The organism is Tenacibaculum aquimarinum, from assembly GCF_022478115.1.
Classification (GTDB): Bacteria; Bacteroidota; Bacteroidia; order Flavobacteriales; family Flavobacteriaceae; genus Polaribacter; species Polaribacter aquimarinum_A.
In genome coordinates, this window is the sequence record NZ_JAKGSC010000006.1 from 1 (window position 1) to 15,952 (window position 15,952).

General features: G+C 31.2%; 14 protein-coding genes. 5 read left to right on the forward strand and 9 right to left on the reverse strand.

Going from position 1 to position 15,952, the window contains the following annotated elements:
- From L1S33_RS10955 to L1S33_RS10965, 3 genes are all read left to right on the forward strand, one after another.
- Window positions 1-1,407 (forward strand): T9SS type B sorting domain-containing protein (locus L1S33_RS10955; protein WP_240562359.1); only part of this gene is annotated, 1,407 nt, incomplete at its 5' end.
- A 33-nt stretch (window positions 1,408-1,440) separates the two neighbouring features.
- On the forward strand, window positions 1,441-2,352 hold the full coding sequence (locus L1S33_RS10960) for a PorP/SprF family type IX secretion system membrane protein (RefSeq protein WP_240562360.1): 912 nt from the start codon (window positions 1,441-1,443) through the stop codon (window positions 2,350-2,352).
- Window positions 2,353-2,362: 10 nt separating this feature from the next.
- Window positions 2,363-4,390 (forward strand): OmpA family protein, encoded by a 2,028-nt coding sequence (locus L1S33_RS10965; protein WP_240562361.1) that lies wholly within the window; start codon window positions 2,363-2,365, stop codon window positions 4,388-4,390.
- A 154-nt stretch (window positions 4,391-4,544) separates the two neighbouring features.
- Here the strand turns inward: L1S33_RS10965 and folD are convergent, their stop codons facing one another.
- The 6 genes from folD to L1S33_RS10995 all read right to left on the reverse strand — a co-directional run bounded on the left by folD (window position 4,545) and on the right by L1S33_RS10995 (window position 9,244).
- On the reverse strand, window positions 4,545-5,420 hold the full coding sequence (folD, locus tag L1S33_RS10970; RefSeq protein WP_240562362.1) for a bifunctional methylenetetrahydrofolate dehydrogenase/methenyltetrahydrofolate cyclohydrolase FolD: 876 nt from the start codon (window positions 5,418-5,420) through the stop codon (window positions 4,545-4,547).
- A gap of 53 nt (window positions 5,421-5,473) precedes the next feature.
- Window positions 5,474-6,802 carry a signal recognition particle protein gene (ffh, locus tag L1S33_RS10975; protein WP_072554547.1) on the reverse strand — a complete coding sequence of 443 codons (1,329 nt, stop codon included), beginning with the start codon at window positions 6,800-6,802 and terminating at the stop codon, window positions 5,474-5,476.
- A 76-nt stretch (window positions 6,803-6,878) separates the two neighbouring features.
- Window positions 6,879-7,304: a hypothetical protein gene (locus L1S33_RS10980; protein ID WP_240562363.1), complete on the reverse strand. Its 426-nt coding sequence runs from the start codon at window positions 7,302-7,304 to the stop codon at window positions 6,879-6,881.
- Entirely contained in the window at window positions 7,305-7,838 is a 534-nt protein-coding gene (locus L1S33_RS10985; protein ID WP_240552636.1) for a DinB family protein, read from the reverse strand.
- A 54-nt stretch (window positions 7,839-7,892) separates the two neighbouring features.
- Window positions 7,893-8,369: a peptide-methionine (R)-S-oxide reductase MsrB gene (gene msrB / locus L1S33_RS10990; RefSeq protein ID WP_240562364.1), complete on the reverse strand. Its 477-nt coding sequence runs from the start codon at window positions 8,367-8,369 to the stop codon at window positions 7,893-7,895.
- Window positions 8,366-9,244 carry an alpha/beta fold hydrolase gene (locus tag L1S33_RS10995; RefSeq protein WP_240562365.1) on the reverse strand — a complete coding sequence of 293 codons (879 nt, stop codon included), beginning with the start codon at window positions 9,242-9,244 and terminating at the stop codon, window positions 8,366-8,368. The genes msrB and L1S33_RS10995 overlap by 4 nt, the downstream gene beginning before the upstream one ends.
- Before the next feature lie 123 nt (window positions 9,245-9,367).
- Between L1S33_RS10995 and L1S33_RS11000 the strand changes: the two genes are divergently transcribed.
- Entirely contained in the window at window positions 9,368-10,198 is an 831-nt protein-coding gene (locus tag L1S33_RS11000; protein ID WP_240562366.1) for a M48 family metallopeptidase, read from the forward strand.
- 103 nt (window positions 10,199-10,301) lie between these two features.
- Complete coding sequence (locus tag L1S33_RS11005) at window positions 10,302-11,597, forward strand: MFS transporter (protein ID WP_240552632.1); 1,296 nt, start codon at window positions 10,302-10,304, stop codon at window positions 11,595-11,597.
- A gap of 113 nt (window positions 11,598-11,710) precedes the next feature.
- On the opposite strand, the gene L1S33_RS11010 is transcribed toward L1S33_RS11005, so the two are convergent.
- From L1S33_RS11010 to L1S33_RS11020, 3 genes are all read right to left on the reverse strand, one after another.
- Window positions 11,711-12,640, reverse strand: a complete 930-nt coding sequence (locus tag L1S33_RS11010) for a peptidylprolyl isomerase (protein WP_240562367.1) — start codon at window positions 12,638-12,640, stop codon at window positions 11,711-11,713.
- Between the two features lie 135 nt (window positions 12,641-12,775).
- Window positions 12,776-14,365, reverse strand: coding sequence for a hypothetical protein (locus L1S33_RS11015; RefSeq protein ID WP_240562368.1), 1,590 nt, complete (start codon window positions 14,363-14,365; stop codon window positions 12,776-12,778).
- Window positions 14,358-15,947: a peptide chain release factor 3 gene (locus L1S33_RS11020; protein WP_240552629.1), complete on the reverse strand. Its 1,590-nt coding sequence runs from the start codon at window positions 15,945-15,947 to the stop codon at window positions 14,358-14,360. Before L1S33_RS11020 ends, L1S33_RS11015 begins: the two co-directional genes overlap by 8 nt.
- Window positions 15,948-15,952 lie beyond the last annotated feature (5 nt).

Sequence of the window (15,952 nt, forward strand, 5' to 3'; positions counted from 1 at the left end):
GCAACAGAGACGTTTACAATCAACGGAACAGCAGATAATGCAAATCCAAGTGAAACAGGAGTTGTAACAATCTTAGACGATCCAACAGATGTACCAACGATTGAGTTAGGCGATGTAACTGTAACAGAAGGGACTGATCCAGTAGCAGTAATTCCAGTAACATTAAGTAATCCAAGTGATGAAGATGTTGTTGTAGAAGTAACTGTAACATCAGGAACAGCCGGCACGGATGATTATGTTGAGACAGTAGTATCAGTAACGATACCAGCAGGAGAGACTGAGGGTGAAGTTGTAATAACTATTGTAAATGATAATATTGATGAAGCAACAGAGACGTTTACAATCAACGGAACAGCAGATAATGCAAATCCAAGTGAAACAGGAGTTGTAACAATCTTAGATGATCCAACGGATGTACCAACTGTAACAATTGGAGATGTAACGGTAACTGAAGGAACTGATGCAACAGCAGATGTACCAGTAACGTTAAGTAATCCAAGTGATGAAGATGTTGTAATAACAATAACTACATCAACAGGAACAGCAGGAACAGACGATTTTGTTGAAACAACAGTAGTTGTAACAATACCAGCAGGAGAAACTATGGTTGTTGTGTCAGTACCAATTTTAGATGATACATTGAATGAAGAGACAGAAACATTTGTTGTAAATGGAGATGTAACTTCAGGAAACACAACTAATGTAGATCCACAAGGAATGGTTACTATAATTAATAACCCAGTTGAAGTTAATTTAGAAGTTGAAAAAACTGTAGATAATCTTTCACCAATGCCTAATGGTACTACTGAAGTGATGTTTACAATTACACTTACAAATCATAGTAATTTTGATGCAACTAATGTAGTTGTAAGTGAAGAATTACAATCTGGATTTACATATGTATCTGATGTTGCAGAGTTAGGTGATTATGATCATGTAAATGGTGAATGGACAGTAGGTACAGTACCTGCTAATTCAACAGTAACGTTATTAATAACTGTAATTGTAAATGATAATGCTAGTGGTGATTTAGATTACTCTAATACTGTTGAAATTCAAAGTTCTGATCAATTGGATACTGAAGTTTCTGACAATGACTTTACCGTAACATTAACTCCAATTTGTTTAACTGTTTATAATGTATTCAGTCCAAACGGAGATGGTACTAATGATTATTTCAGAATCGATTGTATTGAAAACTATCCTGGAGCTACAATAAGTATCTTTAACAGATGGGGTAATACAGTTTATACAGCAACTGATTATAAGAACGATTGGGATGGAACTTCAAATGGAAGAGCTACAATTAGTGCGGGAGAGAAGTTGCCAACAGGAACATATTACTATGTAATTGATCTTAAAAATGGTAGTCCAGTAATTAAGAGCTGGTTACAAATAGTACATTAATAAATATAAAACCAATACAAAACTTTATATAAGATGCGTAATTTTTTAAAACTATCACTGTTACTACTATTCATATCAGTAGAAGGATTTTCACAACAAGATCCACAGTTTACACAGTATATGTATAATACAATGAGCGTGAATCCTGCCTATGCAGGATCTCGCGGTCATACAACAATAACCGCTTTGGGAAGAACTCAATGGGTTGGTTTTGATGGAGCACCAGATACTCAAACATTAAGTTATGATACACCTTTAGGCTATTCTGGAGTTGGATTAGGAATTAACTTAGTAAATGATAAATTAGGACCATCTCATGAGACTTATTTAGATGCTAATATATCTTATACTATTCGTACTGGAAATGAAGGGAATTTAGCTTTAGGTCTAAAAATAGGAGGCCGTTTGTTAAATGTAGATTGGAGTAGAGGAACTTTTCAGAGTCCAGAGCCAAGATTTAACACCAATATAAACAACAAGTTTTTACCAACATTAGGAGCTGGAGTTTATTACCACAAACCAAAGTGGTATGTAGGATTAGCGGTACCAAACTTTATAAGAACAGATCATTACGATGATAATATAGAAAGTGTAGCTGTAGAGCGTTTGCACTTTTTCTTAATAACAGGTTATGTTTTTGATTTAAATGAAAGCATTAAGTTTAAACCAGCCGCATTATTAAAAGGAGTACAAGGTGCACCATTATCATTAGATATTTCAGCAAACTTTTTGTTTAATGAAAAGTTTAGAGCAGGATTAGCTTGGAGATGGGACGATTCAATAAGTGCATTATTAGGCTTTCAAGTAAGTGATGGATTAAACATTGGTTATGCCTATGATTTAACAACATCAAACTACAGTAATTATAACTCAGGAACTCATGAGGTAATGTTACGTTATGAGATATTTAGAGAAGGACCAGTTAAATCACCAAGATTCTTTTAACCCTTATTTTATGAAAACAAAACTATTATATATATTAATGTTAGCCTTTACAGTTCAGAGTTTTGGACAACGTAAATATGCTGCTGATCAATATTTTAAAGAATACGCTTATACTAAATCTGCAGATTTATATAAAGAAATTTTTATGAAAGGAGATAGTTCTAAATTAGTTTTAGAGCGTTTAGGAGATTCTTATTATTACAATACTCAAGCATTAGAATCAGAGTTATGGTATAGTAAGTTAATTAATAATTATGGATCTGAAGTTTTACCAGAATATTATTTTCGTTATGCACAAGCATTAAAAAGTAATGGTAATTATGAAAAGTCTGATGAAATTATGAAAAAATTTCGCAGTCTTAATTCTGATGATACAAGAAGTGAAGATTTAGCATCAACACCAGATTATGTGTCTGCTTATAGTGATAATAATGAAGAGTTAATTAACATACATAATGTATCTATTAATACGCAGTATTCAGATTTCGGTGGATTTATAGATAATGAAGAGTTTTATTTTGCATCTTCTTCACCAAAAGCTTCTTCTAGAAATAGATTGTATAAATGGAATAGTCAACCTTTTTTAGATATTTATAAAGCTAGTATTGACGTTCAAGAATTAGAAGATATTACTAAGGAATCAGTTTTAGAGTTATCTGATAAAGATATTCTTAATGATAACATTAATACACGTTACCATGAAGCAAATGCAATTTTCACTAAAGATTCTCAAACAATGTATTTCACTAGAGATAATTATGATGGTAGACGTCGTGGAAAAGATAAAAACCGTGAAACTCATTTAAAACTTTATAAATCTACTTTAAAAAATGGTAAATGGTCTAATGTAGAAGAGTTACCTTTTAATAGTGAAAATTATTCTATTGGCCACCCAGCATTAAGTGTAGATGAAAAAACATTGTATTTTGTTTCTGATATGCCAGGAGGAATAGGGGCAACCGATATTTATAGTGTTTCTGTTGATGGAGAAAATTACGGAGAACCTACAAACCTAGGAAAAGGAATTAATACAGAAGGAAGAGAAATGTTTCCTTTTATTAGTGAAGATAATGTCTTCTATTTTTCATCAGATGGGCATTTAGGTTTAGGAGCGTTAGATATTTTTGAAAGTAAAATTGTTGATAATTCTTTTTCTAAAGTAAAAAATATAGAAGCCCCGTTTAATAGTAAAATGGATGATTTTGCTTTTATTATAAATAAAGAAAAAAATAAAGGTTTTTTCTCTTCAAATAGAGAAGGAGGTAAAGGAGACGATGATATTTATAGTTTTATTATTTCACCTAAACCAATAAAACCTTGTATGCAGAGTCTTAATGGTATAGTAACAGAAACTATAACAGGTAATATATTACCATTTGCAACCGTAAAACTTATAGATACTGTAGGTAAAGTTATTGCAACTAAACAGTCTGATGCACAAGGAGCTTATAGTTTTACTCAAATCCCATGTGAATCTGCTTATACCGTATTAGGTGAAAAGAAAAACTATAAGTCTGATAGAAACTCTGTTACCGGAACAAAAGAAGATGGTAAGGTCTTAAAAGCTGATTTAAGTTTAGAAGCATTGATTATTGGAAACGAGATAGTAATTAACCCTATTTTCTTTGATTTTGATAAGTTTGATATAAGAGATGAAGCTGCCTATGAATTAGAAAAAATTGTATCTGTTTTAAAGAATAATCCTGATATGATTATTAAGATTGAATCTCATACAGATAGTAGAGCTACAAAAGCTTATAATAGAAGATTATCAACAAATAGAGCAAAATCTACTAGAGATTATATTATTTCAAGAGGTATTGCTTCTAATAGAATAGAAAGTGCTATTGGTTACGGTGAAAGTCAATTATTAAATGATTGTGATGATGCAAACATTAATAAATGTTCTGAAGCAGAACATCAAAGAAACCGTAGATCTAAGTTTATAATTGTTAGTGGAAACACAAATAATGTAAAAGTAAATGATCCAAATGCGGTTCCTTTAAAGAAGGTTGATCCAAAACCAGGAAGATATTAAATACAATTTGAGTGAAATAATTCCCTCCTATTTTTTCACTTATATAACTCCAACAGAAATGTTGGAGTTTTTTTATTTTTAAAGAGCAAAGAAAAGCCTGACAAAAATAACTTCTATTTTTATCAGGCTTTTTTAATTTGATTATTGTAAAATATTAAAACTTTCTACTACATGCTAATAATGTATTCTTAAGTAACATTGCAATTGTCATTGGACCAACACCACCTGGAACAGGTGTAATAAAGGCAGCTTTCTTAGAAACACCTTCAAAATCGACATCTCCAACTAATCTAAAACCGCTTTTTTTATTAGAGTCAGCTACTCGAGTAATACCTACATCAATTACTGTTACATCATCTTTTACCATATCCGATTTTAAGAATTCAGGAATACCAAGAGCAGCAACTATAATATCAGCTGTTTTTGTAATTTCAGCTAAATCTTTAGTTCTACTATGGCAAAGTGTAACTGTAGCATTACCAACTTTACGTTTTTGAGATAACAAAATACTCATTGGGCTTCCAACAATATGACTTCTTCCTAATACAACTACGCTTTTTCCAGAAGTTTCTACATTATAACGATCTAATAACTCTAAGATACCGAAAGGAGTTGCTGAGATGAAAGTTGGTAAGTTTAAGGCCATTTTTCCAACATTAGTTGGATGAAATCCGTCAACATCTTTATCTGGATTAATAGCCATTAAAATCTTCTGTTCATTAATATGTTTTGGTAATGGTAACTGAACTATAAACCCATCAATATCTTTATCAATATTTAAAATGTTTATCTCATTTAATAAATCATCTTCAGAAGTATTTTCAGGTAATCTTATTAAAGTAGATTCAAATCCTACTCTTTCACATGCTTTTACTTTTGCATTTACATAAGTTAAGCTTGCTCCATCATTACCAACTATAACAGCTGCAAGATGTGGTGTTTTTTGTTCTCTTCTTTTTAATTCAGAAACTTCTAAAGCAATCTCTTCTTTAATATCTGCTGAAGTTTTTTTACCGTCTAATAATGTCATTTTTTAATATTGTTATGTTTATAAAACAAAAAAGAAGCCGTAGCTTCTCTTTTTTATTTCATTCCTTGCATCATTTGCATCATTTTCTTTCCGCCGCCGCCTTGCATCATTTTCATCATTTTACTCATTTGAGTAAACTGTTTCATTAGTTGATTAACTTCTTGTACACTTGTACCAGAACCTTTTGCAATTCTCTTTTTTCTACTTGCATTTATGGTAGTTGGCTCGCTTCTTTCTTTTGGAGTCATTGAATGTATTATTGCTTCAATACCTTTAAAAGCATCATCATCAATATCTACATCTTTCATTGCTTTTCCAGCTCCAGGAATCATTCCAACAAGATCTTTCATAGACCCCATTTTTTTAATTTGTTGAATTTGTTTTAAGAAATCATCAAAACCAAACTGATTTTTAGCAATTTTCTTTTGAAGTTTTCTAGCTTCTTCTTCATCAAATTGATCTTGGGCACGTTCAACAAGAGAAATAACATCTCCCATTCCCAAAATTCTTTCTGCCATACGATCTGGATGAAAAACATCAATTGCTTCCATTTTTTCTCCAGTACCAATAAATTTTATTGGTTTATCTACCACAGATTTTATTGTTAATGCTGCTCCACCACGAGTATCACCATCTAATTTGGTTAATACAACCCCATCAAAATTTAATAAATCATTAAATGCTTTTGCAGTGTTTACAGCATCTTGACCTGTCATAGAATCTACAACAAATAAAGTTTCTTGCGGGTTTACAGCTTTATGAATATTAGAAATCTCAGTCATTAAAGCTTCATCTACAGCTAAACGACCTGCGGTATCTATAATTACTACATTTTTGCTATTTGCTTTTGCATGAGCAATAGCATTTTTAGAAATTTCTACAGGATCGTTGTTACCAACTTCTGCATAAACATCTACACCAATTTGTTCTCCAACAACTTGTAATTGATTAATTGCGGCTGGTCTATATACATCACAACCAACTAATAAAACTTGTTTTGCTTTTTTAGTCTTTAAATAGTTTGCTAATTTTCCTGAAAAAGTTGTTTTACCAGAACCTTGTAAACCAGACATTAATATTACAGTTGGCGAACCACCTAAATTAATACCAACAGTATCTCCACCCATTAATAAAGTAAGTTCGTCTTTTACCAACTTTACCATTAATTGTCCTGGGTTTAATGTAGTTAATACATCTTGGCCTAAGGCTTGAGTTTGTACTTTTTTAGTGAATTCTTTGGCAATTTTAAAGTTAACATCGGCATCTAAAAGTGCTCTACGAACTTCTTTTAAAGTTTCTGCAACGTTTACTTCTGTAATTTTACCGTGCCCTTTAAGGGTGTGTAAGGCTTTATCTAACTTTTCGCTTAAATTATTAAACATAAACTTGTGTTCTTTTTTGGAAACACAAATATACTACTTAGTACTAAGTTTTAAGAATGTAAGATGTAGTTTTTTGTTAATCTTCTTTAGAAATTAAGCTTATAAAAAAGTTTATAAGATGAACAAATACTGAAATTACTAATAAAAGGAGACTACAGAATAAAATTATATTAATAATATCGGTTTCATTTTCAGTTTTTACATTATCAATTTTAAGTATGTAAATAACAAATAACACTAATGAAAAGGCTTGTGATATTATATGAAGAATAGTTAACCATTTTTTTAGTCCTTTTTTTACCCAATTTAAAGCAAAATAATTTAAGCCCATTAAACTGAATAAAAAAGACATAACAAAAAATAAGTTCCAATAATTTACCGAAAAAAATCCACCATAATAGGCTATATTCAAAGAATTGTTTTTGAAAACTAATGCTAAGATAATACTGATTGGAACTAATCCGAAGAAAAATAAATGTGGTTTTTCTACTATTTTTTTCATCTATAAAGATGAATGTTTTTCTTCCAATATTGTAGCATGATGCTCCGTGTGGTAAGCAGTCCACATTATAATTTCTCGCAATGGCATTTTACCCATTAATGGATGTGGAAGTATTAATGTATCTAAGTTTTTATCTTTTAATTTTTGAGTTTTGTATTGTAGTTTTTTATTCTGAATTTCTAAAGTAGAAAGTAATTGATTGTATTTTTTTTCTGAAGGAGTTTTAACATTAATATTAAACGTTCTTGCTCTTTCTTGATTTACAATTAATTTATCTTGGTATTTTTTTACAACTTCATCATAAGTTCTAACCTCCCTGTTTGAAGTTCCAAATTTATATTTCAATAAAAATGAAGGAAAACTTAAAGCATTGTTTAGTTGTTGAATTGAGTTAACTAGGTGTTCAATATGTTGTCCAGTTGTCCATTTTCCTTCAGGACCTTTTTTAAAAGTATCTTCAGGTTGTTCATTTAACCAATTAAAAAGTTGTTGGTGCTTATTCTCTAATAAATTTATAATAGATTCTTTTTTCATATAAATGAGTATTGGAAATCTAAAGATAGATAAATTTAATTAAGGTTATTTTTATTACTTCGGAATAAAATTAAGTGCAACACCATTTATACAATGTCTTTTTCCAGTAGTTTTTTGCGGGCCATCATTAAATGAGTGCCCTAAATGTCCACCACAAGTATTACATTTTAATTCAGTTCTTGCATAACCTAATTTATAATCTACATCTAATGCTACATTTCCTTTAACAGCTCTATCAAAAGATGGCCATCCAGAACCTGAATCAAATTTATTTTGAGATTTATATAAAGGAGTATTACAAGCAGCACAATTATAAGTTCCATCTGTATAATTTTTATCCAATGAACTAGAAAATGCTCTTTCTGTACCAGCTTCTCTTAAAACATAATATTGCATTTTTGTTAAAGAGTTTTTCCATTCAGCATCAGTTTTAGTTATTTTATACTGAGTTTTTTTATCAGATTTATTTTGTCCATTTAGCGTACAGTTTAAAAATAAACTAAGTGTAATTAATAGGATGCTATTTCTCATAAGTTGTTTTTTATAATAAAATTTACGGCATAATTCATTGTTTCTTTATCACGTAAAATCTTGGTATGTCCAAGACCATTAGTAATAAGCAAAGAGCCTTTCTTTAAATTTTGACGAATATTATGTGCACAACTTACAGGAACATCACCATCTTTACTATCATGAATAACTAATGTTGGTGCTAAAACTTTTTTAGCGGCATAGTTTGCTGAATAATCATTTAAATTTATATTTAATTTCTTATTAAAGCTTTGTGTCATTTTTAAAGCAATAAGAGGTTTTAACTCTAAACTTTGTACAAAACGTTGTGTAATATTGGTAATTAAATCTGCTGCACCAATAGTAACCAAGGTTTTAAATATTTTTTTTTCGGCTTGGGTGTTAAGTATTGCCATTCCGCCAAAAGAATGACCTACTGCAGCTTCAAAAGGACCAAACGTGTTATTAATTTCTTTAATTGTTTCTATATACTCAATCATATTTGTAGTTTTTCCAGTTGATTTTCCATGCGCAGGAGCATCAAAAGAAATAACCATATAGCCTTTTTCTAATAATTTATCAGCAACCATAAATAATTGAGTACTTCTACCAGCCCAACCATGCGCTAGTAAAACCTTCTTTTTAGAATAACCATAAGATAAAATATGAACTTCTTTTTGTATTGAGTTGATATAAATTTTCTTTTTTTGCGCGCTTTTTTCCATAGCCATTTCTCTTTTAGGAGTTTTATAGGTTATTGGAGTTGTAAATAGTTTTGAAACTAACCAGGTAGTTAATTTAGTGGAAATTAATTCTGAAATTTTTACAATTGTTTTTATTGTTTTTGGAATTTCAATACTTGGAGAAAAGGTGTTTGTATCTTTTAAAATACTCATTGATAAAAATTTTTCAGGTAAAAATAGAATTTGTAACTTTATAAATCGAATTTTATGAGTGACTTTTTTAAAAAATATAGGTCATAATAATATAGATGTTCTAACAACTTAAAATCAAAATAAATGAAAAAATTAATAGCCTTAGCCTTTATTTCAATCTTATTTATTGAATGTAGTACGGTACCTATTACAGGAAGACAACGTATAAATTTTGTAAGTGATGCTCAGATCTTACCTTCAAGTTTTGCACAATATGCAGGGTTTCTAGAAGAAAATAAATTATCTACAGATGCAGCTATGACTAATGAAATAAAAACTGTAGGAAGAAATATTTCTGCCGCCGTAGATAGATTTATGCGAGCAAATGGAATGCAAGCAGAAGCAAATGCATACCGTTGGGAATTTAACTTAATTGAAGATGAAACTGTTAATGCTTGGTGTATGCCAGGAGGAAAAGTAGTTTTTTATACAGGAATATTACCAATTTGTGATAATACAAATGGTGTTGCAGCTGTAATGGGGCACGAGGTTGCACATGCTTTTGCAAAACATGGTCAAGAACGTATGTCATCATCACAAATTCAACAATTAGGTGGTTTAGCTGTAGCTATTGGAACAAATGGAAATAAAAAATCTGAAATGTGGAATATGATTTATGGAGTTGGTTCTCAACTTGGAATGTTAGCTTTTAGTAGAACACACGAAACAGAAGCAGATAGATTAGGTTTAGTTTTTATGATTATGGCTGGTTATGATGGGCCAGAAGCTGCTGAAGTTTGGGTAAGAATGAGTGAAAGAGCTGGAAGTGGACAAGCACCACCAGAATTTATGAGTACGCACCCTTCTAATGAGTCAAGAATAAAAGACTTAAGAGCTTATTTACCAAAAGCAAGAGCATATGCAGAAAAGTTTAACAAACAAGGTACTGCTGGTAATACAAATACAACTAATTAAGTTAGAAAAATAGAATTACTATATTGCAAACCATTCTTAACTAAGTTAAGAATGGTTTTTTTTATAAATAGATTATTGTAACACAATTAACTACTTTCCTTTTATGTTTAAAATAGGTGATAAAAAATTAATTAATGGTTGGGCCTTTTATGATTGGGCCAATTCTGTGTACTCTTTAGTTATTAGCACAGCTGTTTTTCCTTTGTATTATACAGCTATTACGGAAGGAGAAAAAGTATGGTTTTTCGGAATAGAGTGGGAGCATCCAGATAGTTTATATAGTTATGCACTGTCATTTTCATTTTTAATTGTAGCACTTATTTCTCCAATTTTATCTGGTATTGCAGACTATACAGGAAGTAAGAAAAAATTCATGAAGTTTTTCTGTTGGATGGGCGGTTTATCTGTAATGAGTTTGTACTTTTTTGATGGAATAGATACTGTTTGGGTTGGTATAATTTTCACCATTTTAGCAAGTATTGGTTTTTGGGCAAGTTTAGTTTTTTATAATGCCTATTTACCCGAAGTAGCGCTTCCAGAGCAACAAGATAGAGCAAGTGCAAAAGGTTTTATTTATGGATATGCTGGTTCTATAATTTTATTGATTATCAATTTAATTCTAATACAAATGCCAGAAACTTTTGGAATAACAGCTGGTATGGCTTCTCGTATTTCTTTTGTAATGGTAGGTCTTTGGTGGATTGGTTTTGCGCAAATTACTTTTAAACGTTTGCCAGATGATATTTATAACAAACAACCGGACAACGATTATATTTGGAAAGGTTTTAGAGAGTTAAAAATCGTTGCTAAAGAAGCAATGAATTATCCTACTTTAAAAAAGTTCTTAATTTCATTTTTCTTATTAAGTATTGGGGTACAAACTATAATTTTAATGGCAGCAATCTTTGGTTCATCAGAATTAGGTTTGCCAGCTATGAATTTAATTATTACAATTTTATTAGTGCAAATTGTTGCTATAGCTGGTGCATTTATTTTCTCAAGATTTTCAGAAAAATGGGGAAATATAACAGCTTTAAAAGTTACCATTGCAACTTGGATGTTGGTTTGCTTTGCAGCTTTTATGTTAGATAAAAACCAAGAAAATGTAGAAATGTATTTTTATGGATTAGGAGTTTTACTAGGCTTAGTTCAAGGAGCAATACAATCTTTAACACGTTCTACCTATTCTAAATTATTACCAGAAACAGAAGATCATGCAACGTATTTTAGTTTTTACGATGTAACAGAAAAAATAGCAATTGTCTTAGGAACTTTTGTATATGGATTTTTATATTCACTAACTAATTCTATGCAATGGTCTGTATTGTGTATGGCAATTTTCTTTTTAGCATCGTTTATTATTTTAAGTACAATGAAAAAAACTAAGTATGTTGAATAAGACTATAAAATTATAAAGCATAAAAAAACTCGCAACAAACGTTGCGAGTTTTTTTATAAATCAATTTTCTGAATATCTAATAATCCAGAAGTCTAATTATCTAGTAATTCAAATTACTTAACATCCATTAATTCAACATCAAAAATAAGTGTTGCATTTGGAGGTATAACACCACCAGCACCAGTTTCTCCGTATGCTAAATTAGAAGGGATTACAAAACGAGCTTTATCTCCAACTTGTAATAATTGAATTCCTTCATCCCAACCAGAAATTACTTGACCAACACCAACATTAAAATCAATTGGTTGCTTACGTTTGTAAGAAGAATCAAAAACAGTACCGTCTAATAATTGACCTTTATAATGTACAGAAACACCAGCACCTTTTGTAGCTTGTTTTCCTTCACCTTTTTGTAAAATTTGGTAACGTAAACCACTTTTAGTTTCTTCATAACCAGCAGCAACAGAGTCTAATAATTCTTTCTGTTTCGCTTTCTCTTCAGCTTCACGTTTTTCACGAGATCCTTCAAAAGTTCTAAATGCTTCAACAGCATTAAACGCTTCAGCATCGCTACCAACTCTAATAATTTCAACACTCATGTCATCACCTTGAGCAACAGCATCAACAATATCTTGTCCTTCAACAACACTTCCAAAAACAGTATGTTTACCGTCTAACCAAGGAGTTGCAATGTGGGTAATAAAAAACTGAGAACCATTTGTTCCAGGTCCTGCATTTGCCATAGATAATTTTCCAGGCGCATCGTGTTTTAAATCAGCATGAATTTCATCATCAAATTTATAACCAGGATTTCCTGTTCCAGTTCCTTGTGGACAACCACCTTGAATCATAAAATCCGGAATTACTCTATGAAATTTTAATCCGTTATAATAAGGAGTTCCTTGAGGTTTTGCATCATTTTCTAAGTTTCCTTCCGCCAAGGCAACAAAGTTACCAACCGTTCCAGGAGTTTTTTCTTCTTCTAATTTTACTAAAATATCACCTTTAGATGTGATAAATTTTGCGTAGATTCCGTTATTCATTGTTCTCTTATTTACTATTTATTTTATTTTCTTGTGCTGAACTTGTTTCAGTATTTTGGGCGCTCGAGCGGGCTTTTCGTTATATCTTTTACTCATTCTTCGTAAAAGGATGCCACTTCAATCCCTAGCGCAAATTTAGTTCTTTACTTTTAAAGTAGATAGGTTAAAACTTAAACCAACACTTATCATATTAGAATTCACATTTCCAAATGGCGAATAATATTTACCACCAGAAGCTAAAATTGAAATCCTATTATTTACATCATAACTTAAACCAATTGCAGGTTTAACAATTATACCTTCATCTGTATCTATACCTGCGCCTCCACCAGCTCCAGCCATAAATTCAGCAAAAGCACGCATTTTAGCATCTAAAAATCTAGGACTGTAAACTCCTAAACCAACCATTCCGTGTGCATAACCACCAGAACGACCACTGTAAGCAAAACTAGCTTCACCAGTTACGTACAGCCATTTATTAAAATCGAAACTTCCTTTTAAGGCAATCAGTTGTAAATCTATTGCTGTGGCGTTAAAAACATCATCAGTTTTGGCAACACCAAAATAACTCTGATTTTGAATTTCTAAACGTATTCCTTGTGTAGAAAAAGTAGTTTCTTCTTTTGAGTTTGTACCGCCGTTTAAGCCATAATATTTTATACCGCCACCTAAAGTGTAAGCTTCTAAATCACCAGCAATGGCTCTGTAATAACCACCGTGAGCGCTAAACGCTAAATTTTTACTTAGTTTTAAATCAAATCCTGCAGAAGGGTAAATCATTAATCCGCCTTCTGGAGCAACACGTCCACCAGCAGCACCAATTGCTAATTTTCCAAAAACATTTAGTCTTTCAGATTGATAAGGATGATAACCAGCACCTAAAAATAAATCCATAAATCCGGCACGTAACCCTTTGTAAATAGCATCTGTATGTGCAAAAATAAAAGTATTATCACTTACATACTTTTGATATTCAAAGCCTAAAACGTACAATGTTTCAGTTAAAGGATCTCCGTTATCTTTTTTAGAATTTCCTCTAGGAAAAAAGAAATCGAAACGTACTTGTTGTGCATTTTTAATTGTAGGTTTACTCCAGAAGTTATCCGAAGAAATGTTATTTGTTATAAAAGTTTGTTGTGCTTTGTCATAATCGGTAAAACGTAAAACACTTGGTATTTCAACAAAAAAGGAAACCGAATTACTTTTTATTTCTCCTGAATAAAAATTTATATGGCTGTATTGTATTCCGAAAGAGTAGTTGTTTTTCTTATACTGTAAACCAATATTTGGATTTATAAAACCACCATCATTTATTAAATATCTATAACCGCCACCGCCACCAAAATGGAAGTTAGCATCAAAATATAAGTTTTTATACAATTGTTTATTTACTCCTAATTCTGCTCCCAAAGTAAATAAACCACCTTGATCTCCAGTAATTGCGGCATGAAATGCAACACCACCATACAACCAATTGTTAAACGGAATTTGATAATGCAAACCCATTAATCCCATAGTTCCATCTAAACCTGGAAATTTTTCAGTAGGCATTTCAACCGGAATAAAGTTTATACGTACTTTATTGTTAAATTCTGTACCTTTTAAAGTTGACAAATCTTGCCCAAAAGAGAAAAAAGAAAAGAGAAAAAAGAGAAGAGAGGTAATAAAATACTTCTTTCTTGTTTCTTGCCTTTTGTTTCTTATATCTTTTGTTTTGCTATTCAAATTCACTTGTAAAATGTAGTTTTACCGTTGGATATTTACTTTGTGTCATTTGGATAGTAAAAGCAGAATCAGCTAAAAAGACCAACTTACCTTCTTTATCTTTTGCTAAATAACGCTGTTTAACACGCTTAAATTCTTTAAATTCTTCGTTTTTAGGATCTTCTGGTTGTACCCAACAAGCTTTGTGAACAGAAATGTTTTCATAGGTACATTTTGCACCATATTCATGTTCTAATCTATATTGTATTACTTCATATTGAAGCGCTCCAACAGTACCAACAATTTTTCTACCGTTCATATCCATGGTAAATAATTGCGCTACACCTTCATCCATTAATTGATCTAAACCTTTATACAATTGTTTAGCCTTCATTGGATCTGCGTTGTTTACATAACGGAAGTGTTCTGGAGAAAAACTTGGAATTCCTTTAAAGTTTAATTGTTCTCCTTCAGTTAAAGTATCACCAATTTTAAAGTTTCCAGTATCGTGTAAACCAACAATATCTCCTGGAAAAGATTCGTCTACAATCTCTTTCTTTTCAGCAAAGAAAGCATTTGGACTAGAAAATTTTACTTTTTTACCATTTCTAACATGTAAATATGGAGCATTTCTTTTAAAAGTTCCCGATACAATTTTTACAAACGCTAAACGGTCTCTGTGTTTAGGATCCATATTTGCGTGAATCTTAAAAACAAATCCTGTAAGTTTTTCTTCTTTAGAATCTACTAAGCGTTCTTCTGCTTTTTTAGGTTGCGGCGTTGGTGCAATTTCTATAAATGCATCCAATAATTCTTTTACACCAAAATTGTTTAAAGCTGAACCAAAAAATACAGGTTGTAAATCTCCTGTTAAATATTCATCTTGGTTAAAATCAGGATAAACTTCCTCAATTAATTCTATTTCTTCTCGTAAAGTATTTGCAGCAGTTTCACCGACAATTTTATCTAATTCTGGGTTAGAAAGATCGTTAAACTCAATTCCTTCAGATATGGTTTGTTTGTTTTCAGCAGAAAAAAGATTTAGTTTCTTTTCCCAAATATTATAAATTCCTTTAAAGTCGTAACCCATTCCAATAGGAAAACTCATTGGCGTAACTGTTAAGCCTAACTTTTGCTCAACTTCATCCAGTAAATCAAAGGCATCTTTTCCTTCTCTATCTAATTTATTGATAAAAACAAGCATTGGAATTTTACGCATTCTACAAACTTCCACCAATTTTTCGGTTTGTGGTTCTACACCTTTAGCAACATCAATTACAACAATAACACTATCTACAGCAGTTAAAGTTCTAAATGTATCTTCAGCAAAATCTTTGTGACCAGGCGTATCTAGAATGTTAATTTTTTTGTCTTTATAGATAAAAGCTAATACCGAAGTAGCAACAGAAATTCCACGCTGACGCTCAATTTCCATAAAATCGGAAGTTGCTCCTTTTTTAATTTTATTGTTTTTTACGGCTCCTGCTTCCTGAATGGCACCACCAAAAAGTAATAATTTTTCTGTTAAAGTAGTTTTACCAGCATCTGGGTGAGAGATAATTCCGAAAGTTCTTCGTTTTTGTATTTCTTGTAAAAAAGACATGTATA

Coding starts and splice junctions, on each gene's coding strand:
- L1S33_RS10960 (WP_240562360.1), top strand. CDS start 1,441: ATGCGTAATTTTTTAAAACTATCACTGTTACTACTATTCATATCAGTA.
- L1S33_RS10965 (WP_240562361.1), top strand. CDS start 2,363: ATGAAAACAAAACTATTATATATATTAATGTTAGCCTTTACAGTTCAG.
- folD (WP_240562362.1), bottom strand. CDS start 5,420: ATGACATTATTAGACGGTAAAAAAACTTCAGCAGATATTAAAGAAGAG.
- ffh (WP_072554547.1), bottom strand. CDS start 6,802: ATGTTTAATAATTTAAGCGAAAAGTTAGATAAAGCCTTACACACCCTT.
- L1S33_RS10980 (WP_240562363.1), bottom strand. CDS start 7,304: ATGAAAAAAATAGTAGAAAAACCACATTTATTTTTCTTCGGATTAGTT.
- L1S33_RS10985 (WP_240552636.1), bottom strand. CDS start 7,838: ATGAAAAAAGAATCTATTATAAATTTATTAGAGAATAAGCACCAACAA.
- msrB (WP_240562364.1), bottom strand. CDS start 8,369: ATGAGAAATAGCATCCTATTAATTACACTTAGTTTATTTTTAAACTGT.
- L1S33_RS10995 (WP_240562365.1), bottom strand. CDS start 9,244: ATGAGTATTTTAAAAGATACAAACACCTTTTCTCCAAGTATTGAAATT.
- L1S33_RS11000 (WP_240562366.1), top strand. CDS start 9,368: ATGAAAAAATTAATAGCCTTAGCCTTTATTTCAATCTTATTTATTGAA.
- L1S33_RS11005 (WP_240552632.1), top strand. CDS start 10,302: ATGTTTAAAATAGGTGATAAAAAATTAATTAATGGTTGGGCCTTTTAT.
- L1S33_RS11010 (WP_240562367.1), bottom strand. CDS start 12,640: ATGAATAACGGAATCTACGCAAAATTTATCACATCTAAAGGTGATATT.
- L1S33_RS11020 (WP_240552629.1), bottom strand. CDS start 15,947: ATGTCTTTTTTACAAGAAATACAAAAACGAAGAACTTTCGGAATTATC.